The organism is Ruegeria sp. CDSB136 (assembly GCF_059610965.1).
In genome coordinates this window covers 104,360-125,424 of the sequence record NZ_JBXWOP010000004.1, presented here as the reverse complement: position 1 = coordinate 125,424, position 21,065 = coordinate 104,360, and the positions used below count along the sequence as shown (strand labels likewise).

General features: G+C 56.4%; 24 protein-coding genes and 1 tRNA gene. 9 read left to right on the top strand and 16 right to left on the bottom strand.

What is annotated here, in order from left to right; all coding sequences use genetic code 11:
- The first annotated feature begins 9 nt into the window (after positions 1-9).
- The 3 genes from phoU to AC2FIR_RS06140 all read left to right on the top strand — a co-directional run bounded on the left by phoU (position 10) and on the right by AC2FIR_RS06140 (position 2,768).
- Entirely contained in the window at positions 10-711 is a 702-nt protein-coding gene (gene phoU, locus AC2FIR_RS06150; protein WP_170615031.1) for a phosphate signaling complex protein PhoU, read from the top strand.
- 12 nt (positions 712-723) lie between these two features.
- A complete protein-coding gene (gene phoB / locus AC2FIR_RS06145) occupies positions 724-1,413 on the top strand; it encodes a phosphate regulon transcriptional regulator PhoB (protein ID WP_496744085.1) in 690 nt (229 codons plus the stop codon).
- A 125-nt stretch (positions 1,414-1,538) separates the two neighbouring features.
- A complete protein-coding gene (locus AC2FIR_RS06140) occupies positions 1,539-2,768 on the top strand; it encodes an acyl-CoA dehydrogenase (protein WP_480811563.1) in 1,230 nt (409 codons plus the stop codon).
- Between the two features lie 252 nt (positions 2,769-3,020).
- On the opposite strand, the gene AC2FIR_RS06135 is transcribed toward AC2FIR_RS06140, so the two are convergent.
- Positions 3,021-3,890 (bottom strand): acyl-CoA thioesterase, encoded by an 870-nt coding sequence (locus tag AC2FIR_RS06135; RefSeq protein WP_170615034.1) that lies wholly within the window; start codon positions 3,888-3,890, stop codon positions 3,021-3,023.
- Positions 3,891-3,941: 51 nt separating this feature from the next.
- Positions 3,942-5,171: a serine hydrolase domain-containing protein gene (locus AC2FIR_RS06130; protein ID WP_496744088.1), complete on the bottom strand. Its 1,230-nt coding sequence runs from the start codon at positions 5,169-5,171 to the stop codon at positions 3,942-3,944.
- Positions 5,172-5,346: 175 nt separating this feature from the next.
- Here AC2FIR_RS06130 and aroQ point away from each other — a divergent pair, with 175 nt between their 5' ends.
- Both aroQ and AC2FIR_RS06120 read left to right on the top strand, forming a co-directional pair.
- A complete protein-coding gene (gene aroQ, locus AC2FIR_RS06125; protein ID WP_496744090.1) occupies positions 5,347-5,799 on the top strand; it encodes a type II 3-dehydroquinate dehydratase in 453 nt (150 codons plus the stop codon).
- Positions 5,796-6,551, top strand: coding sequence for an autoinducer binding domain-containing protein (locus AC2FIR_RS06120; RefSeq protein WP_170806349.1), 756 nt, complete (start codon positions 5,796-5,798; stop codon positions 6,549-6,551). The genes aroQ and AC2FIR_RS06120 overlap by 4 nt, the downstream gene beginning before the upstream one ends.
- Before the next feature lie 384 nt (positions 6,552-6,935).
- On the opposite strand, the gene tsf is transcribed toward AC2FIR_RS06120, so the two are convergent.
- From tsf to AC2FIR_RS06095, 5 genes are all read right to left on the bottom strand, one after another.
- Positions 6,936-7,811 (bottom strand): translation elongation factor Ts, encoded by an 876-nt coding sequence (gene tsf, locus AC2FIR_RS06115; RefSeq protein WP_170615038.1) that lies wholly within the window; start codon positions 7,809-7,811, stop codon positions 6,936-6,938.
- A gap of 76 nt (positions 7,812-7,887) precedes the next feature.
- Positions 7,888-8,673, bottom strand: coding sequence for a 30S ribosomal protein S2 (gene rpsB / locus AC2FIR_RS06110; RefSeq protein ID WP_170615039.1), 786 nt, complete (start codon positions 8,671-8,673; stop codon positions 7,888-7,890).
- A 168-nt stretch (positions 8,674-8,841) separates the two neighbouring features.
- Complete coding sequence (olsA, locus tag AC2FIR_RS06105) at positions 8,842-9,678, bottom strand: lyso-ornithine lipid O-acyltransferase (protein WP_496762039.1); 837 nt, start codon at positions 9,676-9,678, stop codon at positions 8,842-8,844.
- Positions 9,679-9,682: 4 nt separating this feature from the next.
- Positions 9,683-10,438, bottom strand: a complete 756-nt coding sequence (olsB, locus tag AC2FIR_RS06100; protein ID WP_170615041.1) for an L-ornithine N(alpha)-acyltransferase — start codon at positions 10,436-10,438, stop codon at positions 9,683-9,685.
- A 109-nt stretch (positions 10,439-10,547) separates the two neighbouring features.
- Complete coding sequence (locus AC2FIR_RS06095) at positions 10,548-10,730, bottom strand: DUF3553 domain-containing protein (protein ID WP_496762037.1); 183 nt, start codon at positions 10,728-10,730, stop codon at positions 10,548-10,550.
- Positions 10,731-10,772: 42 nt separating this feature from the next.
- On the opposite strand from AC2FIR_RS06095, the gene AC2FIR_RS06090 reads away from it, so the two are divergent.
- Positions 10,773-11,369, top strand: coding sequence for a histidine phosphotransferase family protein (locus tag AC2FIR_RS06090; protein WP_496744096.1), 597 nt, complete (start codon positions 10,773-10,775; stop codon positions 11,367-11,369).
- On the opposite strand, the gene AC2FIR_RS06085 is transcribed toward AC2FIR_RS06090, so the two are convergent.
- The 9 genes from AC2FIR_RS06085 to AC2FIR_RS06045 all read right to left on the bottom strand — a co-directional run bounded on the left by AC2FIR_RS06085 (position 11,366) and on the right by AC2FIR_RS06045 (position 18,827).
- On the bottom strand, positions 11,366-12,628 hold the full coding sequence (locus AC2FIR_RS06085) for a glutamate-5-semialdehyde dehydrogenase (RefSeq protein ID WP_496744212.1): 1,263 nt from the start codon (positions 12,626-12,628) through the stop codon (positions 11,366-11,368). The two genes, AC2FIR_RS06090 and AC2FIR_RS06085, sit on opposite strands and share 4 nt — an antisense overlap.
- 47 nt (positions 12,629-12,675) lie before the next feature.
- Positions 12,676-13,782, bottom strand: a complete 1,107-nt coding sequence (gene proB, locus AC2FIR_RS06080) for a glutamate 5-kinase (RefSeq protein WP_496744098.1) — start codon at positions 13,780-13,782, stop codon at positions 12,676-12,678.
- Positions 13,770-14,804, bottom strand: coding sequence for a GTPase ObgE (obgE, locus tag AC2FIR_RS06075; protein ID WP_480910547.1), 1,035 nt, complete (start codon positions 14,802-14,804; stop codon positions 13,770-13,772). Before obgE ends, proB begins: the two co-directional genes overlap by 13 nt.
- Positions 14,805-14,841: 37 nt before the next feature.
- A complete protein-coding gene (locus AC2FIR_RS06070) occupies positions 14,842-15,378 on the bottom strand; it encodes a GNAT family N-acetyltransferase (protein ID WP_170615047.1) in 537 nt (178 codons plus the stop codon).
- The gene (locus tag AC2FIR_RS06065) at positions 15,375-15,983 is read right to left on the bottom strand and encodes a LysE family translocator (protein ID WP_170615048.1); all 609 of its coding nucleotides are present in this window, start codon (positions 15,981-15,983) and stop codon (positions 15,375-15,377) included. The genes AC2FIR_RS06070 and AC2FIR_RS06065 overlap by 4 nt, the downstream gene beginning before the upstream one ends.
- Before the next feature lie 96 nt (positions 15,984-16,079).
- Positions 16,080-16,349 carry a 50S ribosomal protein L27 gene (rpmA, locus tag AC2FIR_RS06060; protein WP_010440093.1) on the bottom strand — a complete coding sequence of 90 codons (270 nt, stop codon included), beginning with the start codon at positions 16,347-16,349 and terminating at the stop codon, positions 16,080-16,082.
- A gap of 11 nt (positions 16,350-16,360) precedes the next feature.
- Positions 16,361-16,978, bottom strand: a complete 618-nt coding sequence (locus tag AC2FIR_RS06055; protein ID WP_321252996.1) for a 50S ribosomal protein L21 — start codon at positions 16,976-16,978, stop codon at positions 16,361-16,363.
- A gap of 206 nt (positions 16,979-17,184) precedes the next feature.
- Positions 17,185-17,985, bottom strand: coding sequence for a DUF2059 domain-containing protein (locus AC2FIR_RS06050; RefSeq protein WP_496744101.1), 801 nt, complete (start codon positions 17,983-17,985; stop codon positions 17,185-17,187).
- Positions 17,985-18,827, bottom strand: coding sequence for a DUF2059 domain-containing protein (locus tag AC2FIR_RS06045; RefSeq protein WP_496744103.1), 843 nt, complete (start codon positions 18,825-18,827; stop codon positions 17,985-17,987). The genes AC2FIR_RS06050 and AC2FIR_RS06045 overlap by 1 nt, the downstream gene beginning before the upstream one ends.
- 123 nt (positions 18,828-18,950) lie before the next feature.
- Here AC2FIR_RS06045 and AC2FIR_RS06040 point away from each other — a divergent pair.
- The 3 genes from AC2FIR_RS06040 (at position 18,951) to AC2FIR_RS06030 (ending at position 21,063) form a co-directional block, all read left to right on the top strand.
- Positions 18,951-19,040 (top strand) — tRNA-Ser (locus AC2FIR_RS06040).
- A gap of 350 nt (positions 19,041-19,390) precedes the next feature.
- Entirely contained in the window at positions 19,391-19,915 is a 525-nt protein-coding gene (locus AC2FIR_RS06035; protein ID WP_496744105.1) for a hypothetical protein, read from the top strand.
- 272 nt (positions 19,916-20,187) lie between these two features.
- Complete coding sequence (locus tag AC2FIR_RS06030) at positions 20,188-21,063, top strand: branched-chain amino acid ABC transporter permease (protein ID WP_496744107.1); 876 nt, start codon at positions 20,188-20,190, stop codon at positions 21,061-21,063.
- Positions 21,064-21,065 lie beyond the last annotated feature (2 nt).

The following is a 21,065-nucleotide window of genomic DNA, read 5'->3' as shown; positions in this document are numbered from 1 at the left end:
TAACCAGATATGACCGAACAACATATTGCATCCGCATTCGACCGCGACCTTGAAACGATCCAGGCCCACATCATGAAGATGGGCGGTCTGGTCGAGGCCGCAATCATGAGCTCGGCCCGCTCGCTTGAGACGCGCGACGAGGAACTGGCGCAGCAAGTCCGGCAGGGCGACAAGGCCATTGACGCGCTTGAAGAACTGATCAACGAAGAAACCGCGCGTCTGATTGCGCTGCGGTCCCCGACGGCCGGCGATCTGAGGCTGGTGTTGTCGGTCCTGAAGGTTTCGGCCAACCTGGAACGCATTGGCGATTATTCCAAGAACATTGCCAAGCGTACCACGGTTTTGGTCAACGCAGGCGAGATCAACGGAAGCGCTGCGGCTCTGCGCCGTATGGCGCGCGAGGTCGAGCGTATGCTGCGGGACGCGCTGGATGCCTATATCCAGCGCGATGCCGAACTGGCGGCTGACGTGATCGAACGGGACGAAGAGGTGGACCAGATGTATAACGGTCTGTTCCGCGAATTCCTGACGTTCATGGCCGAGGATCCGCGCAATATTTCGTCGTGCATGCATTTGCATTTCATCGCCAAGAACATCGAGCGTATGGGCGACCATGTCACTGCAATCGCTGAGCAGGTTGTTTATCTCGTGACCGGTGAACGACCCTCCGAGGCGCGGCCCAAGGCTGATATCACCTCGCAAACCGTCTAGGAGATCGCGATCATGTCCGCTGATCAGCCCACAGTTCTGGTTGTCGAGGATGAACCGGCGCAGCGCGAAGTGCTGGCCTACAATCTTGAAGCAGAAGGGTTTCGCGTCTCAAAAGCCGCCAACGGTGACGAAGCCCTGCTGCTGGTCGATGAGGATAGCCCGGACATCATCGTGCTAGACTGGATGATGCCAAACCTCAGCGGGATCGAAGTCTGTCGGCGTCTGAAAACCCGGTCGGATACGCGCTCCATTCCGATCATCATGCTTTCGGCCCGTACGGAAGAGGTGGACAAGGTGCGCGGGTTGGAAACCGGCGCGGATGACTATGTGGTCAAACCCTATTCAGTCGTCGAACTCATGGCACGGGTGCGATCCCAACTGCGGCGTGTGCGTCCGGCGACAGTTGGTCTGCGGCTGGAGTATGACGATATCGTTCTGGACTCCGAGACACACAAAGTCAGCCGCGACAGCAAACCGCTGAAACTTGGCCCGACCGAGTTTCGCCTGCTCAGCACTTTCATGGAAAAGCCAGGCCGGGTCTGGAGCCGCGAGCAATTGCTGGACCGGGTCTGGGGGCGGGACATTTATGTCGATACCAGAACAGTTGACGTGCATATCGGACGCCTGCGCAAGGCTTTGACACAGCATGGGGGCGACGATCCGGTGCGCACGGTACGTGGTGCTGGCTACGCCTTGGGCTGAACAAGGGGCAGGGCGGCCCGGTCAGAAACTATGCGATTCACTCATGGGTGATTGCTAAACTCTTGCTGTCTTTTGCCAGCGCTCCGGGTTATTTTGCCGCGAAGCCGACTGAGCGGAGAATGATCATGAACGCCCCGACCCCCAAACCCACCTTGCGCGCCAAGGATACCCCGGATCTTGGTAAATTTGCCTGGGATGATCCTTTTCGCCTGTCTGATCAGCTGAACGAAGACGAACGCATGATTGCGGACAGCGCCCGTGCTTATGCTCAGGAAAAGCTGCAACCCCGGATTACGCAGGCGTTCGAGGAGGAAAAGACAGACCCCGAGATCTTTCGCGAGATGGGCGAAATGGGTTTGCTGGGCACCACGATTCCCGAAGAATATGGCGGGATCGGTGCCGGCTATGTCTCGTACGGGCTGGTGGCGCGTGAAGTCGAGCGTGTGGATTCCGGCTATCGATCGATGATGTCGGTGCAAAGCTCACTGGTGATGTATCCGATCTATGCCTATGGCAGTGAAGAACAGCGGCAAAAATACCTGCCCAAGCTGGCCAGCGGAGAGTGGATTGGTTGTTTCGGTCTGACCGAAGCAGACGCGGGTTCGGATCCGGCGGGTATGAAGACCCGCGCTGAAAAGATCGATGGTGGCTATCGGTTGAACGGCAGCAAGATGTGGATTTCCAATGCACCGATCGCGGATGTGTTTGTTGTCTGGGCCAAATCCGATGCGCATGACGGCAAAATTCGCGGTTTTGTGCTTGAAAAAGGCCTCAAGGGTCTAAGCGCCCCTAAGATTCAGAACAAGCTGAGTCTGCGCGCATCAATCACCGGTGAAATCGTTCTGGATGGCGTAGAGGTTGGTGAAGACGCATTGCTGCCCCATGTTCAGGGTCTGAAAGGTCCATTCGGCTGTCTGAACCGCGCAAGATACGGCATCAGCTGGGGGGTCATGGGGGCAGCGGAATGCTGCTGGCATGGCGCACGCCAGTATGGACTGGACCGCAAGCAATTCAATCGTCCCTTGGCGCAAACGCAATTGTTCCAGCGCAAACTGGCCGACATGCAAACCGAAATCGCGCTGGGGCTGCAGGCCAGCCTGCGGGTCGGACGCCTGATGGATCAGGCCGAAGCTGCGCCGGAAATGATTTCGATCGTGAAGCGCAACAATTGTGGCAAAGCTCTGGATATCGCGCGTCTGGCACGCGACATGCACGGTGGCAACGGGATCTCTCTGGAGTTTCACGTTATCCGCCACATGGTCAATCTGGAGACCGTGAATACCTATGAAGGCACTCACGATGTCCATGCATTGATCCTGGGGCGGGCGCAAACCGGCTTGCAGGCGTTTTTCTAAGCGCCGGATTTCGACGGTGAACATTCTGCCACTCGGCTGCTATTTTGGCAGCCGGGTGGTTGTCGTTGGTAAGATTTTATTCAGAGGTTTGTGAGTTGCCGTCAGCTTGACCGTCAATTTCACAAGATACGTTAGTACGCATAATCGGTATTATGGTAAAAAGCCTCCTTCGCGTTCCTGGTGACACGTTCTTGGTGACACGTTGCTAATCAAAAGTAGTCTAACATCATAACAATCGGTTAGAAGAGATCTCTAACCCTGTTTGACGGCCTTCCGCATCAGGCCTTCCTGTGCGACAGACGCCACAAGTTCGCCATTCTGAGAAAAGATCGAACCGCGGTTAAAACTGCGACCACGGCCTGTCCAAGGTGAATCCATCGAATACAGATGCCAGTTCTCGAAGTGAACCGGTGCATGGAACCACAACGCATGATCCAGGCTGGCGCTGTTGACTTCGCCAGTATACCAGCTCAGGCCGTGCGGCCGCATCCCTGACGTCATCAGGTACATGTCTGACGCGTAGGCCAACAACAGATGTTGTGTGATTGGATCAGTGTCAGCCGCTGCTGACATGCGAAACCAGATTTGGTTGCGGTCATCGGATTTCACCGGATGGATCGGGCTGTGGTGATTGACTTCGCGAACTTCGATCGGACGTTCCCGAAGCAGTTCGCCATGCAGCCGTTTCGGAACTTGATCCAGCAACTTGTGATACAACTCTGATCGCGCGGGATACGAGTTCGGTGAATTCGACTCTGGCATGGGATGTTGGTGGTCCCATCCATCATCCTGAATATGAAAAGACGCCGACAAGTTCAGGATTTGTTTGCCGTTCTGGATCGCAACAACCCGGCGAGTCGTAAAAGAACCTCCATCTCGCGCTCTATCCACTTGATATATTATCGGAATATCAGGATTTCCGGGTCGAATGAAATACGCATGAAGCGAATGGCATAGCCGGTCGTCCACTGTCCTGTAAGCCGCGGCCAGGGCTTGGGCTATGACCTGACCGCCGAAAACTCTTGTCGGGGTTTCCCCTCCGGATCCGGTGCCCCGAAACAGGTCTTGTTCAAGCCTTTCAACGTTGAGAAGATCAAGAAGGATACGCTCGGCTTCGGTCATATTGTGTCTCACTGGTGTATTTCTTCAGGCGAAGTAACAGTCGCCGACCGGTCATTCAATGATTGTACCCAAAACCAGTGATTTTAGCTCGGCCCGGGACGGGTACGAACTGGACGGAGACAACTGCGTGAAGAACACCGAAGTCAGATCGTTCTGGTAATCGATCCAGAAAAACGTAGAAGCCATTCCGCCCCAACTGAAATCCCCTTGGGACCCGGCCACCCGGGTGCGACCTGGCTGGATAACAACAGCGCCCGCAAGTCCAAACCCCATTCCCTCCATTGGTTGTTCCGCAAAACTGCGCGGGCCCATCGATGCGATTTCATCCGGCAAATGGTTATGCATCATAAACTCAACGGTCCTGGGGCCCAACAGGCGGTGGCCGTTCCCCTGCCCCCGATTTCGCAGCATTTCCGCGAAACGGGCATAGTCATCGATCGTGCTTACCAGACCGCCGCCTCCGGAATACATCGTCGCGCGTTCAAACGGAGATTTCCCGGCTTCGTCTACAAGCCGCAGGCTGTTTTCCCCGACATCGGCGGAATTGAGCGCCATGGCATCGCCAGCCAAGGGCGTGTAAAGCGACGCAAATCTGCTGGATGCTCCATGTGGGACTGAAAAACCGGTCTTTGTCATGCCCAGTGGCTCAAAAACATTCTGCAGAAGGAACCCGGTCAGGGACTGTCCGGATACGATTTCAATGATCCGGCCAAGAACGTCCGTCGCGACGGAGTATTCCCACCTGGTCCCTGGTTGGAACGCCAGTGGAAGGGTTGCGAGTTTTGTTACGTTGTCCGCCAGAACGCCCTGATCCGGCTTGAAAAATAGTTCCTGCGCTTCCATGGCTTCCGGCAGTATTCCGGGATTGAATGAATAGCTTAGGCCACTTGTGTGTGTCAGTAGCTGGTGCACCGTCGGGGTCGTGGCAGGTTCTGTCTGATCAATCCTTGTTGCGTCAGACACAAGCGCCTGCATATCCGCGAACTCGGGCAAAAAGTCAGATACCAGCGCGTTCAGAGGAAACAAACCGCGTTCAACCAACATCATGATGGCGACGGACGTGATCGGCTTGGTCATCGAATAAATTCGAACCACTGTGTCACGTTCAAAAGGCAGTTCGCGCGCAAGATCCCGATGCCCGCAGGTATGGAAAAACGCCTCTCTACCGCCCTGGATCAGCAACAACGAAGAACCTGCGTATTTGCGCTGATCTACATAGCGTTGCATCCAGTGGCGGATGTGTTGCGTCCTGTCAGGGTCAAGTGTCGACTGACGTGCCATGTGTTTCCAAACCTGTGTTGTATTGCGGATTTCGCTGCTCCAACCAGCCAGTGCAGGTGTCGGCCGCCGTTTTGTATGTATCGTAACGGAGTTATTACATATTTTAATACAACAATGGCATGTAGACATCTTCCCCATTTCACGTTTATCAAACTGTTATGGGGACAGCAAAATAATGCGCAAAATTCTGGTATTAAATGGGCCAAACCTCAATTTGCTGGGTACGCGGCAACCTGAGATTTATGGCAGCGTCACTTTGAAAGACGTCGAAGATCTGTGCTTAGCGCATGGAAAGTCGATTGGGCTGTCAGTATCACATCTTCAGTCCAACCACGAAGGCGCGCTTGTTGACGCCATCCACACGGCGCGTGGGGTTTATGATGGGCTGGTACTGAACGCCGGCGCCTATACGCACACTTCAATTGCATTGCTGGACGCGATTTCGTCGGTCGAGCTGCCGACGATTGAGGTCCACCTGTCAAACATTCATGCGCGAGAATCCTTCCGCCACAAGTCCTACATCGCCCGAGCCGCGCTTGGGCAGATTTGCGGATTTGGGGCGCAAAGCTATGTGCTGGCTTTGGATGCGTTGGCTTCGCATCTCAATGACGGAGGTGGCGCGGCGTGAACCTGAAAGAATATCTTCATTTCCTGAGCTATACGAAAACTCTGGAAGAGCTATGGGATGCGCATTGCCGTCAAATGGCTGAGTTCGGGTTCGAGCGTCTTTTGTACGGTTACACGTTGTTCCGGACAGAAACGTCGCTGGGAGATCCCGAAGACTTTGTCATCCTCACAAACCATGGCCGGGCGTATTTGGATGGGTTTTTGCAGGGTGGACTGTATTTCCATGCGCCAATGTTGAAATGGGCGCTGAACAATGAGGGTGCGCAAAGTTGGAATCTGGCACAATCTTCGCAGAGCAACGGTTCGTTGTCTCCTCAGGAGAAGCAGGTTCTGGATTTCAACAAGTCCATGGGCGTTGTTGCCGGATATACTGTCAGCTTCAATTCGGTGTCGATGCGCACCAAGGGCGCAATCTCACTGGCGGCCGGAAGTGATCTGAGCCAGGATGATGTTGACGCGATATGGGAAGAGCATGGCGAAGACATTCTGCTGATGAACAATGTCGCCCATCTGAAGATCCTGACACTGCCCTATCACGCCCCCAACCGGGCCCTGACAAAGCGCCAGCGTGAGGCGCTGCAATGGGTCGGCGATGGCAAGACAACGCAGGATATTGCTCTGCTCATGGGGCTGACTTCAGCGACGGTAGAAAAGCACCTCAGGCTCGCGCGCGAGTCACTTGCAGTTGAAACAACAGCGCAGGCTGTCCTGAAAGCTTCGCTGCAGAACCAGATGTTCGTTATGGAGGCATAACGCGTCAATTTTGACGCTAAACTGCGTCAATTTACCTTAGGTAAGGAAATCATGACTTTCCGAATCCTTACCATAAGTTGCAAAGTGAGAGTGTTCCGTGAGTGGTGGCTTTAGCCAGGGAACAATTGATCGGATCTTTGCAATACCAGGGCTCTCCGGTCGCTCTGACTCAAATGCGTCTATTAGTCCACGTAGTTGAGTCGGAAATTTTGGGGGGCCTCGACCATCCCCATCATGCGGGGCCCCTCAATCAACCTTTTCTCCAATTTTGCGGTAGTCGGCAGCGTTCTGCGTACGTGCATCCGGAATACAAAAAAACCGGTCACGCTTTCACGTAACCGGTTCCTATTTCTTAGTGGGGGTATCTGTTGATACCCCGCATTCTCAGCCCTGAGCAGCCTTGGCCACTTCGGCTGCGAAGTCTTCTTTTTCGACAACGATGCCTTCACCCACTTCCAGACGGACGAAGCCGGTGATGGTCGCGCCAGCTTCTTTGGCAGCGGCTTCAACAGTCAGGTCAGGGTTCACAACGAACTGCTGGTTCAGCAGAGTCGATTCCGCGACGAATTTCTTCATGCGGCCTACGATCATCTTTTCGATCACCTGCTCGGGCTTGCCGGATTCGCGGGCGATGTCCATCTGAACCTGCTTTTCCTTCTCGACAACAGCCGGGTCCATATCATCTTCGGACAGGGCCGCCGGGTTTACAGCTGCGATGTGCATTGCAACCTGTTTGCCGATTGCTTCGTCACCACCGGTCAGAGCAACCAGAACGCCGATTTTGCCCATGCCATTGGTGGCAGCGTTGTGCACGTAAGACACAACGGTGTCGCCCGACAGTTTGGCCATGCGGCGAACCGACATGTTTTCTCCGATGGTGGCGATCTTGTCGGTTAGCGTGTCGGCAACGGTCTTGCCGCCCAGATCAGCAGCCAGCAGCGCCTCGACATTGTCCACGCCTTCGGCGGCGTAGGCGATTTTGCCGACCATTTCCTGGAACTCGCCATTCTTCGCAACGAAGTCGGTTTCCGAGTTCACTTCGACAGCGACACCAGTGCCACCGTCCACGTGAACTGCAACCAGACCTTCTGCCGCGGTACGGCCAGATTTCTTAGCCGCTTTGGCCAGGCCCTTGGTGCGCAGCCAGTCAACGGCTTCGTCCATGTTGCCGCCGGTTTCGGTCAGCGCTTTTTTTGCGTCCATCATGCCTGCGCCGGTCGAGTCGCGCAGTTCTTTAACCATTGCTGCTGTGATTGCCATCTTTTGGCTCTCCTCAATTCAAACGGAATTGGGGCAGGTCTACCCTGCCCCATATGTCATTTTGGTGACGGGAAGCTTACGCTTCAGCAGGTGCTTCTGCTTCGGCCTCTTCAGCAACGGCTTCTTCAACCGGAGCTTCTTCGAACGCACCCAGGTCAACGCCCGCAGCACCCATCTGAGCGGTCATGCCGTCCAGTGCGGCGCGTGCGGCCAGATCGCAGTACAGAGCGATTGCGCGTGCAGCGTCGTCGTTGCCGGGGATGATGTAGTCAACGCCGTCGGGCGAGCAGTTGGTGTCGACAACTGCCACAACCGGGATACCCAGCTTGTTGGCTTCGGCGATGGCCAGTGCTTCTTTCTTGACGTCGATGACGAACAGCAGATCAGGAACGCCGCCCATCTCGCGGATACCGCCCAGCGAAGCCTGCAGCTTGGACTGGTCACGCTCCATGCCCAGACGCTCTTTCTTGGTCAGGCCTTCGGCGCCCGATTCCATTGCTTCGTCGATCTGGTTCAGACGGTTGATCGACTGGGAAACGGTTTTCCAGTTGGTCAGGGTGCCGCCAAGCCAGCGGTGGTTCATGTAGTACTGCGCCGACTTTTCAGCGGCTTCAGCGATCGGCTGAGCAGCCTGACGCTTGGTGCCAACGAACAGAACGCGGCCACCTTTTGCGACGGTGTCACGAACAGCCTGCAGAGCCTGATCCAGCATCGGAACGGTCTGGGTCAGGTCCATGATGTGGATGCCATTGCGCGAGCCGTAGATGAACGGGCCCATGCGGGGATTCCAACGCTGTGTCTGGTGACCAAAGTGAACGCCAGCTTCCAGCAGCTGACGCATGGTGAACTCGGGAAGAGCCATGCTTTACTTTCCTTTTCCGGTTTACGCCTCGGCGGGGGTGAAAGAAGCGGATGCTCCAACCGGCGGTCTTGATGAGGATGTCTCCCTCAAAAAGGCCAAACCCCGCCTGCGGGTTTGAATGGCGCGCGTATACGGCAGGTTGAGTGGCAGCGCAAGGGTCTTTCGCCCTTATTTTTCGAGCCGCGCCAGGCTATGTGCGTGCCGAACCGCCTCCTCGCAATGTGCAGCCAAAGCCTTGCGGTTCTCAAAGTCGCTGACTTTTGCGGGGGCGTGATAGATCAACTCAACCGAGCCTTGCTTGTGTGCGCCGAGTGTCTTGAGAAGGTGCGGTCCGAAATCCATGTCGCCCCACCAGCCATAAAACCGCGCAGGCCGCCCATCGGGTTCATGGAAAACCACCGTGACCGGCTGGACATACATGAACTCTCGCAATTCTCTGGTAAAGAACGCCTCGAAAAGTGTTGTTTTAAATGGCAAAACACGCAAACCATCAGTCGAGGTGCCTTCGGGGAAAAACAACAGCTTGTGCCCGGCTTTCAGTCGGGTTTCGAACACCTTGGTCTGCTCGCGGGCTTTCTTTCGGTCACGTTCAATGAACACGGTGCCGGTTGCGCGGGCCAGCCACCCAATGCAGGGCCATTTGGCAACTTCGGCCTTAGAAACAAAGTAGACGCGCTTGCGCGCATTGAGTGCGAAAATGTCCAGCCAAGATGTGTGATTTGCCACAACCGCGCCTTGTTCCCGCATCAATTCGCCTGAGGTTCTATACCCCATTCCGAGTATTCGAAATGCATTCCTGCAGACGAACTGTGTGATGAAAGGTGTAACCGGCCTTCGAACGTCGTAAAGTGGCCGTTCGATCAGGCGAAGGGCCAAAAGGATGATCAGACCACCAAACACCAAAACCGCCAAAGGCAGCCCGCGCAGGATCACCAGAAGCCAACCGCCCAGACCCAATCGGATGGGATCCGGCGCATTCTCGCTATTCCAAAGCGGGTCGTTCACAGGATTACGCCCCGCTGTAGATGCGCTTTTGACGCTGGTTCATGCGGGCTGTGTCCAGGATCAGGCAGACATCGGTGGTGTTGAAGGCATGATCAATAAAGGCCCCCTCGCCCACAAATCCGCCCAGCCTCAGGTACGCTTTGATGAGTGATGGCACCTGCACCATGGCAGCACGCCGATCCAGATCCTCGGGGGCGACAAGGTTCATGTCCTGAAAGACACCTGGCTGGGTACGTACCCGCAGATCAGGTGGTGCCAGATGGTTGTGATGCAGCATCGACAGGGGTTGAGCAAGTGCCTGAACATCCGTGCCGTGAAAACTGGCGACACCAAACAGAACTTCGATGTTGCGGTCTTCAACGTATTTCGCAAGTCCATTCCAGATGTAATACATCGCCGTGCCGCCCCGATAATCGGGGTGCAGGCACGATCGCCCAAGTTCCAGCAGCTTGCGCCCGCTTTCTTTCAGGACAGTCAGATCATATTCATCTTCCGAGTAGAACTGCCCCAGTTCAGCGGCCCGATCACCGGGCAACAACCGATAGACACCAATCACCTCGCCCGTCGTATCGTCATAAGCCAGCATGTGATCGAAATGCGGATCGAAGCTGTCCTGCTCCAAACCGGCATCATGGTCAACCATCCGCCCACCGCCGCCCAACTCGCGCACGAACACGTCATAGCGTAGCCGCTGCGCCGCCCGAAGCTCCGCCTCGTTTTCGGCAAGTTTGACTGTGAAAGATGGGCCTGCGTCGGGCATGTGCGATGTTTGATCCTTTTTGGTACTGGTCCGCCTGATACAGCAGTTTATTGCGGCTTAGCAACATGCGCTGCTCTGGCAGGTTCCGTTAACTTTTCCTAAACCAGTTTCAGAGATTAAAGACCGGCACCAGGGCAATACGTGTCCCGTCAATCACCACTTTCCCCTGCTCGCGAAAGTTCACGGTGATCTTGCCTGCGATGTTGGACTGAACCTGTCCGACGCCCCAATCGGGGAAATCCGGGTGGCGGACATACATGCCCGGTGCAAGAATAGCATTGAGGTCTGTCATGCGGTGGCTCCGGTCCGGCGGCAGATACAGCAGGAGGTACGCATGGGCGGCACGGACGTCAACCTGGCCGAGTTGATCGGTTCCCGGATCTGTCACGATCTGATCAGCCCTATAGGTGCGATCACCAACGGGCTGGAACTGCTTGAGATGGTTGGCAGCGTGCAAGGTCCTGAGATGGAGTTGATTTCCGGCAGCGTCGGCAGCGCCGGTGCCAGAATTCGCTTTTTCCGCGTGGCGTTCGGCGCTGCGGGCGACCAGCCGCTTGGACGAACCGAAATTGCAGATCTGTTACGGGATATCGAACGCGCAGGCCGCGTTCGGATCAATTGGACTCTGGGCGAACCCGCACCCCGCAATCAGGTGAAACTCACCTTTCTGGCATTGATGTGCTGCGAAAGTGCAATGCCTATGGGAGGCGAGGTCGAGATTTCCCTGCATGACGGGAAATGGACCGTGGCCGGGAACGCGGACAAACTGAATATCGATTGCGATCTGTGGAAGCACGTCGCGACCGGTCGGTTTCCCGGCAAGATAACACCAGCTCAGGTGCAGTTTGCCCTGCTGCATGAGACTTCGGCGGCCATGGGACGGCGGATTGCGGTTGAAACTTCCGCAACCCGGGTTGCTTTGCGCTTTTAGGTTCGGGTCGTCCCGTTCCCGCGCACAAGATACTTGAAGCTGGTCAATTGCGCTGCCCCCACCGGGCCGCGTGCATGCATCTTGCCGGTGGCAATCCCGATCTCAGCGCCCATTCCGAATTCCCCGCCGTCGGCAAACTGAGTTGAGGCATTGTGCATCAGAATAGCACTGTCCAACCGCTCGAAAAAACGCGCGGCTGCGTCGGCGTCCTCGGTCATGATGCAATCGGTATGGTTTGAGCCATTGGCCCGGATATGCGCGATGGCCGCGTCGATGTCGGCAACCGGTTTTGCCGCGATAATGCTGTCGAGGAACTCCTTGCCCCAATCCTCATCGGTCGCGGCGATTGTGCCTTCGATGGCCAGATCGCCCTCGGCATGGACTTCGACACCGGCCGCCATCAAGGCGGATACAACGTCGCGTCCCAGTGTCTTCGCAACGTCCTCGTGAACAAGAAGACATTCTGCAGCGCCACAAATGCCGGTGCGTCGCGTCTTGGCGTTCAGGACCACATCCAGCGTTTTTTGGGGATCGGCAGCCTTGTCCACGTAGATGTGAACGATGCCTTCGAGATGCGCAAAAACAGGCACACGTGCTTCGCGTTGCACCAGCCCTACAAGACCCTTGCCGCCGCGGGGGACGATGACATCCACGTAATCGGTCATGGTCAACAGTTCCTGAACCGCAGCCCGATCCCGGGTCGGGATCAACTGTATCGCGTCCTCGGGCAGGTTGGCGGCTTTAAGACCCTCAACAAGGCAGGCGTGGATCGCTGTCGACGAGTGAAAGCTCTCGGAACCGCCCCGAAGAATCACGGCATTGCCGGATTTCAGGCAAAGTGCACCGGCATCGGCGGTTACGTTTGGCCGGCTTTCATAGATCACACCGATCACGCCAAGCGGTGTGCGCACACGCTGAATATTCAGACCCGACGCCATATCCCATTCAGACAGAACTTCGCCCACGGGATCTGGCTGTTCAGCGACGGCGCGCAAACCGTCGACCATGCCGCGGACACGGTCCTCATCCAGCATCAGGCGGTCCATCATGGCGGCGCTCAGGCCCTTTTCGCGACCAAACTCCAGGTCTTTCCGGTTGGCCTCAATGATTTGCGCGCGGTTTTCCCAAACCGCATCGGCGGCTGCAATCAGCGCAGCGTGTTTACGTTCGGCGCTGGCAAACCCAAGCGCGTTCGACGCTTCCTTGGCACGTTTCCCGAGATCGGTCATCAGGGCGGGAATGGTGTCGAAATCCTTCATGTTATGTGCCTTTCGGGTCCGAGTGTTCTGCGTTTCGGGGAACGTCATCATAGTGCCAGATCGTCGCGATGGATCAGGGCGGCCCTGCCCGGGTAACCGAGTGTCGCCTCGATTTCCGAAGATTTGCGCCCCTTTATCGCATCGGCTTCCTGCGCAGTGTAACGGCTTAGGCCCTGCGCCAGACGACGCGCCACGGGATCCAGAATCGCTACGGGATCGCCACGCCCGAAATCACCGGTTACTTCGATAACACCTGCTGGCAGCAGGCTTTTGCCGTTGGCCAGCGCACGCGCTGCCCCCTCGTCCACTTTGATTTCTCCGCGCGGCTTCATCGCCGAAATCCAGCGTTTGCGCGCGGCGTGCGGATCCAATGTCGCCGTGAACCATGTACAATTTGCGCCGTTCTCAAGCGTTTTCAGCGGGTTCAGCGGGGAACCTTCGGTAATCGCCATATCGCAGCCGGCGGCGATTGCCATCTTGCCAGCCAAAAGTTTAGTCTTCATACCGCCCTTTGACAGCCCGGAACCCGCATCGCCTGCCATGGCCTCAATCTCGGGCGTGATCTGTTCGATCACGTCATAGCGGGTCGCCTTCGGGTCGTCGTTGGGATTTCCGGTGTAGAACCCGTCAACATCAGACAACAGGATCAGCTGGTCGGCCCCAACCGTCACAGCAATCTGTGCGGCCAGACGGTCGTTGTCACCATAGCGAATTTCGTCCGTTGCAACGGTATCGTTTTCATTGACGATCGGGACCACGCCCAGGCTCAACAGCGTCTCAAGCGTCGCCCGCGAGTTCAGGTAACGGCGCCGGTTTGCGCTGTCTTCCAGCGTCACCAGAACCTGAGCGGTTTTGATGTCATGAGGCGCAAGTACTTCTTCATACGCACGGGCCAGCCGAATCTGACCGACAGCAGCAGCGGCCTGCGACTGCTCTAATGGCAGGTTGGCCATAGGCAGGCCCAACACGCCACGCCCCAGAGCGATTGAGCCCGAGGACACCAGAATGACATCCGTCCCCTGATTCTTGAGCCAGACCACATCCTCGGCCAGAGAGAGTAGCCACTCGGATCGAAGCAGGCCCGTCTCGCGGTCCACCAGCAACGCGGACCCGATTTTGACAACCAAACGTTTTGCAGTGGTCAGGGTTGCCAAGCTTGTGCCTCCTCGTTGGGCTTTTGGCGCAGGCGGTCTTCGTCGATCTGCGTTCTAAGGGCGCGGAGCACCTCGGTCACACCCAGATGCGCGACGCCCGACATGGTCATGACGGGGCCGCCAACCGCCTCTTCCAGTTCGGCCTTGACCATTTCTGTTTCGTCGACATCCAGCGCGTCGACCTTGTTCAGCACGGTGATGCGCGGCTTTTCCGCCAGTTTGCCACCATACGCCTCGAGTTCGTGAATGATGGTGCGATAGTCCTCGGCCACAGTTTCCGAGGTTCCGTCAACCAGATGCAGCAGAACCGCGCACCGTTCGACATGGCCCAGAAAGCGGTCGCCAATCCCGCGCCCTTCATGGGCACCTTCGATCAGGCCAGGAATATCGGCAACGACGAATTCCACATTGTCGACGCCCACAACCCCCAGGTTCGGGTGCAGTGTCGTGAAGGGGTAGTCGGCGATCTTTGGGCGCGCGTTCGACGTTGCCGCCAGAAAGGTCGACTTGCCGGCGTTGGGCATCCCAAGCAACCCCACATCGGCGATCAGTTTCAGCCGCAACCAGATTGTGCGGTCGATACCCGCCTGCCCCGGGTTCGCCCGTCGTGGCGCCTGGTTTGTCGCCGACTTGAAGTGCAGGTTGCCAAAGCCACCATTGCCGCCCTTGGCCAACAGTACGCGCTGGCCAACCTCGGTCAGGTCGCAGATGACCGTTTCTTCATCTTCGTCCAGAATCTCGGTACCGACGGGCACGCGCAAAACGATGTCGTCGCCATCTTTGCCGGTGCGCTGCTGCCCGCGTCCGGGCTGGCCGTTCTTGGCAAAGAAATGCTGCTGATAGCGAAAATCGATCAGGGTGTTGAGCCCGTCCACGACCTCGGCCCAGACAGACCCGCCTTTACCGCCGTCTCCGCCATCGGGACCGCCGTATTCAATGTACTTTTCGCGCCGAAAGCTGACGCACCCGCCACCGCCGGCCCCGGACCGGATGTAGACCTTTGCAAGATCGAGAAATTTCATGACTGTCCCCTACTGCAAAGGCCCCATCGGCCACAAGTCAGAGTTTTTTGCTGTATGTCCAGGTGGGCACATTCGCGTCGCGCGCTACCGAATAGCTTTCCGCATCACCCAGATACTGGAACCCGCAATGTGTCAGCACTCGGGCCGAAGCCGGATTGTCCTGAAACACGCTGGCGAACATGGTGGCGTTCTCGAGCGGGTTGGCATTGACCAGGGCCTCGACGGCCTGAGAGGCAATTCCAGTGTTCCAATACAGGGGCGCGACCCAATATCCGACCTCGGACTGATTGCGATCCAGCCGCATCAGTGAGATCACACCGATCAGCTCAGGCCCGCCATCCTTGGTGGCGTCCATGGCCCAGACATCCTCGTCGCGGTCGTCGGCCATTGAGCGGGTCACAAATGCCTCGACCGAGCCGGGCGGCAATGGGTGCGGGATCGACGTCGTCATGCGCGCCACGCGTTTTTCGCCTGCATAATACTCGATGAGACCCATATCCGACCTGCGCAGCGGGCGCAGATCGAACCGCTCGGTTTCAATGACCGGCTGATTGATTATTGTCTCAAGCTTCATGAGTTCGTTCCTCCTCCGAACAACACAAAAAATACGGACGCAACTGTCAAACTCGCCAACGTCCACATCAGATATTTTTCCACCGGGCGACCTTCAACCGCATGGGCAATTCTATCTCCGGCAAATGTCCAAATCGGGTGCAAAATCACCTGGCAGGACAATAAGCAGAGAGCGATCGTGAGCGTCGCGTCAAAACTCGACGTTCCGGCAGCAACAAAACCAGTAAACCCGGCGACGATCATCGCCCAGGCCTTGGGATTCAGCGGGTGAACAATCAGCCCCGCCCAGAACCCCGGAGCGGCTTCACGCGTGGTACCGCGCGACAGACGCAAGTTCGCAATTTTCCACGCAAGCCAGCAAATATAGGCCGCTGAAGCGTATTTCAGGACTGAAAACACCAGGGGCGCCTGTTCAGCCAATTGCAGCAGTCCAAAACCCACGGGCCAAATGATCAGTTGTTTGCCCAAGATGACGCCGGCCACAAACGGCAACGCCGCCCGAAAGCCATAACGCGCACCGGTTCCGAGCAGGACCATGTTGGCCGGTCCCGGCGTACCGACCTGACTGGCGGCAAAGATCAAGAAACTGGTGGTGGCGACTGTCATCGGTTCTTGTGATCACGACTGCGTTAAAACGAAAAAGGGACCGGCATTTTCTGCCGGTCCCCCATGAATTTTTTATTAAACCTTCTGGGTTTCGGCTTACTCTGCGGCCTCCGCCACTGGCAGGACCGAAATAAAGGTGCGGTTCTTGAGGCCCTTGTGGAACTTCACGGCGCCATCGACAGTTGCAAAGATGGTGTGATCTTTGCCCATGCCTACGCCTTCGCCCGGCCAGAACTTGGTGCCGCGCTGACGCACGATGATGTTGCCTGCAATGGCGGCCTGACCACCATAGAGTTTCACGCCAAGGCGACGACCTGCTGAGTCGCGACCGTTACGGGAGGAACCGCCAGCTTTTTTATGTGCCATTCTCTCTCTCCTTAGCCTTTGGCCAGCTCTTTGGCCTGCTCAACCCATTCGGGTTTCACTTTGACCGTTTCGATAGCAGCAATCTGCTCGTCCGACAAGGCGGCCAGAGCGGCAAAGCTCTCGATACCGGCCTCGGCCAGCTTTTTGGCAGCGGCAGGACCAACACCGTTCAGCTGGGTCAGATCGTCAGCGGCAGCAGCCGCAACGGGTGCCTCTGCTTTGGCTTCAGCTTTCTTGGCAGGCTTTTTTGCCGCCGGAGCAGCTTCACCAGCCGGAACGGAACCGGTTGCAGCTTTGATGCCCGACTTGTCAGCGCCCGACGCCAGGATGTCGGTGATTTTGACCAGAGTCAGTTTCTGACGGTGGCCAACAGTACGCTTCGAGCTGTGCTTACGGCGGCGTTTGACGAACTTGATGACCTTGTCACCTTTGACCTGTTCGATCACTTCGGCCTGAACGCCTGCGCCTTCGATGAACGGTGCGCCGACAACCGGAGCGTCGCCGCCCAGCATCAGAACATCGTTGAATTGAACTTTTTCACCTGCGTCGGCAGCCAGTTTTTCAACGCGGAGCACGTCGCCCGCCTGAACTTTGTACTGCTTGCCGCCAGTCTTGAGGACCGCAAACATGCGTCTTTCCTTTTCCATACCGCGTTCTGTGGTCCCCTTGTGGGCGTTTTGGCCGAAGCCACCTCGAACAGCGCGCCCTTTTCGGGCTGTGTGACGACCTAGGGCAAAACCCTGAGGTCAAATAATAACGAGACCCGGCGCGGAGATTCCGGCCGGGATGCGCGCTTATCCATAGATTGCCCGAGAAAGTCAACACCAATGCGGTGCTAAAGATCAGATGCCCTCATCGAGTGCGCAACCGCCCTGCCCAGTTGATACGAAATCTCGTCAAACATTTGGTCAAAGCCCGTAAACAGCGCCTTGTTCAGGGCTCGGCCTGTGTCTGTACGGGAAAAGGCGATGTTCTCTCGCATTTGCGCCTCGGTCAGGGGTTGATAGGCCAGAAGAAGGAAGGAATACAGCCAAACGGTAGCGTCCTCAGTTCTTTCCGTTGTCTGCGCCAATAGCTGGGCCCAGAGTTCGGCGTCATCCTGGCTTTCTTCCAGATCAAGACCACGAAAGAAAAAGAAATCAGCGCTGAGAGAGTTCTGAACGTTCTGATTGATCAGGTCATTGACCTGAATGTACTCATCCACCAGCTTGAAGAACTTGTCGTCGCGGGGCTCATTTTCATACGCGTGCCGGGCCATCTCCTCGATCGTTTCGTCCGAGATTGCAGCCCGCGCCGAGTTTTCCAGTGACACCACAGTTTTGCCGACAGCGCTTTCGAAAAACAGAATAGCCTGATCCATCTGAACGCTGGTCAGATTCTCGGTCAGGGCCGAGGTTATCTGGGACTGCATCCAGACGGTGTCGTAAATATCCTCGACTTGCGCTTCCAGGAATGAGCCGCCCTTTTGGTCCAGATGGGTTTCATCCAGTTCCTGCCGGTGCGCCTGACCTTCCTTCCGAAGGATCTCCATGATTTGGCTCAGCTGCAATGCCTCGGCAAGTTGATCCACCTTTTCGGATGCAGCGACCGTTCCGCATGCAAACAGTCCAATAAGTAATCCAATAACAAGACGCATCAGATATCCTGAGCTGGATGCAATTCTGCCATCCGGGCCGCCAGAATTTCGAATTTCATGGCCATGATTTCGTATTGGATTGCATTCAGCAGCTCATAAACTTCCTGCATTTGCGGATGCTCCAGAGCTTTTGTGTAGGCTTCGACATCCTCGTCCGAGAAGTCCTGATAAGTATATGCGGCGCCTGCCAGAGCCGACAATTGCATCGCCTGACGCATCCCACTTTCGTTACGGCGCAGCATTTCCCGCAATTCATCGGCGCTGAACTGCAGGTCGATAACTCCAGACGCGCTGGCCGCCAAAAGAAAGCGCAGTTGCACTTCCTGCAGCGCACGAAGGGCGGTTCCACTTGAATCGACGGCACGATTCATGCGCTTCAGGGTTTCGACCCTGTGCGAGCCGTCTTTGACAAGCTCTGAAATGATCTCCTGCCCATGTTTTTGTTTGTCGTCCTCGTCTTCGTACAGATGAGAGGCATTTTCAGCCTCGACAAGCCGTTGGCCGAGGTCCGACGCATAAAACTCTACGGCGTGGTTCAACGAGTCGTCGCTCAACGTCTGTTCAAGGATTGATACGGCGATTTCGTGCATATCCTTGAGGTCAAAAACTTCTTCCGCCAGGCGCGTCCAGTCCGATCCGAACCCCTCAGGATCGATACCAAGCATTTTGGGGGCTGACGCCGACGTCAGAGCTATACTTTCCAGCGCAACATCAAACCCGGTCGTTGTCAGGAAGGCCTCAATCCGGTCCCTGCTGGCAGCAGAAGGCGATTGCGCCATAGCTGCCACCGCAATCAACGGCATCAGCACGGACAGAAGGACGTTTCGAACAAGCTTCATCATGAGTAAGAGCCTAGGTGATTTAGAATGACAGGCAATGGAAAATCAGTCCAATTCGAAATTCGGGAATTTTCCGCTTGCACCCCTGCGCGTTCCTCACTAAATCCCCCCCTCACAGACCCCCGCGGAGAGGTGCCGGAGTGGTCGAACGGGGCGGTCTCGAAAACCGTTGTGGGTGCAAGCCCACCCAGGGTTCGAATCCCTGTCTCTCCGCCATACTCCCCACAAGTATTGTTTGAGCCGGCTTCGGAGGTTGGTGCATCGGCGTGTTGTGGCTTTTTTCGCGTTAACATTCGCCTGTACGCGGTTGAAAGAAGACAAAATCATTGCCTGAAAAACATGAGAGTGTTTCTTTCTAAACAGCCCGACGTCAATCACCGGATCGGTCTTTTTCAAGAAAGCCAACACCCAGGACCAACGTGGCGGCACATTCTTGCCGCTGTTGCACGGTCGGATCAGCGTGCTGTGGCCCAAGATCCGAATTTGCAAAGAAATCCAGAGATTTCCCCCTTTGCCCAAGGGTAGATTTGACCCATCTCGACCGAGTAGATTTGAAGGAGACACTCATGTCGCGCACTCTAATTATCGGAATCGCCATCGCCGCCATTGGCGCAGGCGCCTATTACATCCTGAACCAACCCGAGCCGACTCCGGCAGAACAATTGCAATCGGCCGCCGAGGATGCAGCCGACGCGGCCAGCGAAGCTGCATCCGCCGTGCAGGATGCCGCCAACGAAGCGCTGCAGAACGCAACGGAGCAGGCCAGTGAAGCCGCCTCATCCATTTCGGATCAGGCGGCAGAGCTTGCCGAGCAGGCCGGACAGACCGCAACAGACCTGGCCGATCAGGCCGGCGAGCAAGTCGCATCGCTGAGCAGCGAAGGCCAAGAGTTGCTTTCGTCCTGGATCGAAGAAGGCGCATTGACCCTGCAGAACTTTGACTATGACAAGATGGTTGCAGCGGTTCAGGAAAGCACTCTGACACAAGACGTCAAGACACAGGCGATCAAGATTCTGGATGAAATCAAGGCTTCGCCGGAAACGATTGCTTTGAAAATTCAGGAACTGCAGCAGCTGTTCACGCAGCAATAATTCTGATGGGGCCGGTTTCCGGACCGGCCCCGTCTTGCATTATCCAACAATGCACTTGTTCGCATTTGCCCAAGGCCCTCTGCGAAGGATGAGCGCTGGAAAAATGAAATTTCAGAAAGGCTTATCTCGGGAAGTTTTGCCGTCAACCTACTGGGGCCGCGAAAAAAGAGTGACGAAACGGTGATTATCGCGCCATAGTAATCTCAAGCCGCGGCGTCCTTCGAACGACCGGGCACCAATGATGCCGGACATACCGGACGTGGGAGGTGATTTTGGACAACGCGCAGTTGCTGGTCAGCGGGTTGGCAAACGGATGTGTCTACGGTCTGATCGCGCTTGGCTTTGTGCTGATCTACAAAGCAACGGAGGCCGTGAATTTCGCACAGGGCGATTTCATGATGCTTGGGGCGTTCGTGACCATCGGCCTGACGAATACCGAATATATGGGACTGCCTTTCTGGCTTGCTCTGCCAATTTCCTTCGCGGTGATGGGCGCTTTGGGCTATCTGCTCGAGCGCCTGATTATCCGACGCCTGTTTGGTGAAAGTCAGACTGCCGTTGTAATCCTGACAATTGCTCTGGGCTTTGTCATCCGGTTCGCCGCCGGTTTGATCTGGGGGCACGAGCCGCAAACTCTGCAAAACCCTCTGGCGGGCAAGGACGTCCGGTTCGGCGGACTGGTTCTGGGGATGGAAGACGTGGCCGTCATTGGCGTCACTTTTGTTCTGACATGGGGTCTTTACGCGTTTTTCAACAGAACAAAGCTCGGGCTGGCGATGCAGGGGGCTTCGCAGAACCAACTGGCGGCTTATTACATGGGCATCCCGGTGCGGCGCGTTCAGGGCTTTGTATGGGCACTGGCAGGTGTTGTCGCAGCTATTGCGGGTGTTCTGTTCGCCGCCAAGGGGTCGGTCGACCCGACAACAGGATTGCTTGGTATCAAGGCATTCGCGGCTGCGGTTATCGGCGGCTTCGGAAGCTTACCCGGCGCTTTGGCGGGTGGGTTGATTGTTGGGGTCATCGAACCGTTTGCAAGCCGTTACATCGCGGCGGGTTACAGCCAGATCGCCCCTTATGCCTTGCTTCTGGCCGTGCTGGTTTTCCGACCCAACGGATTGTTCAGCCAAGTACGTATCAAGAAGGTCTGATC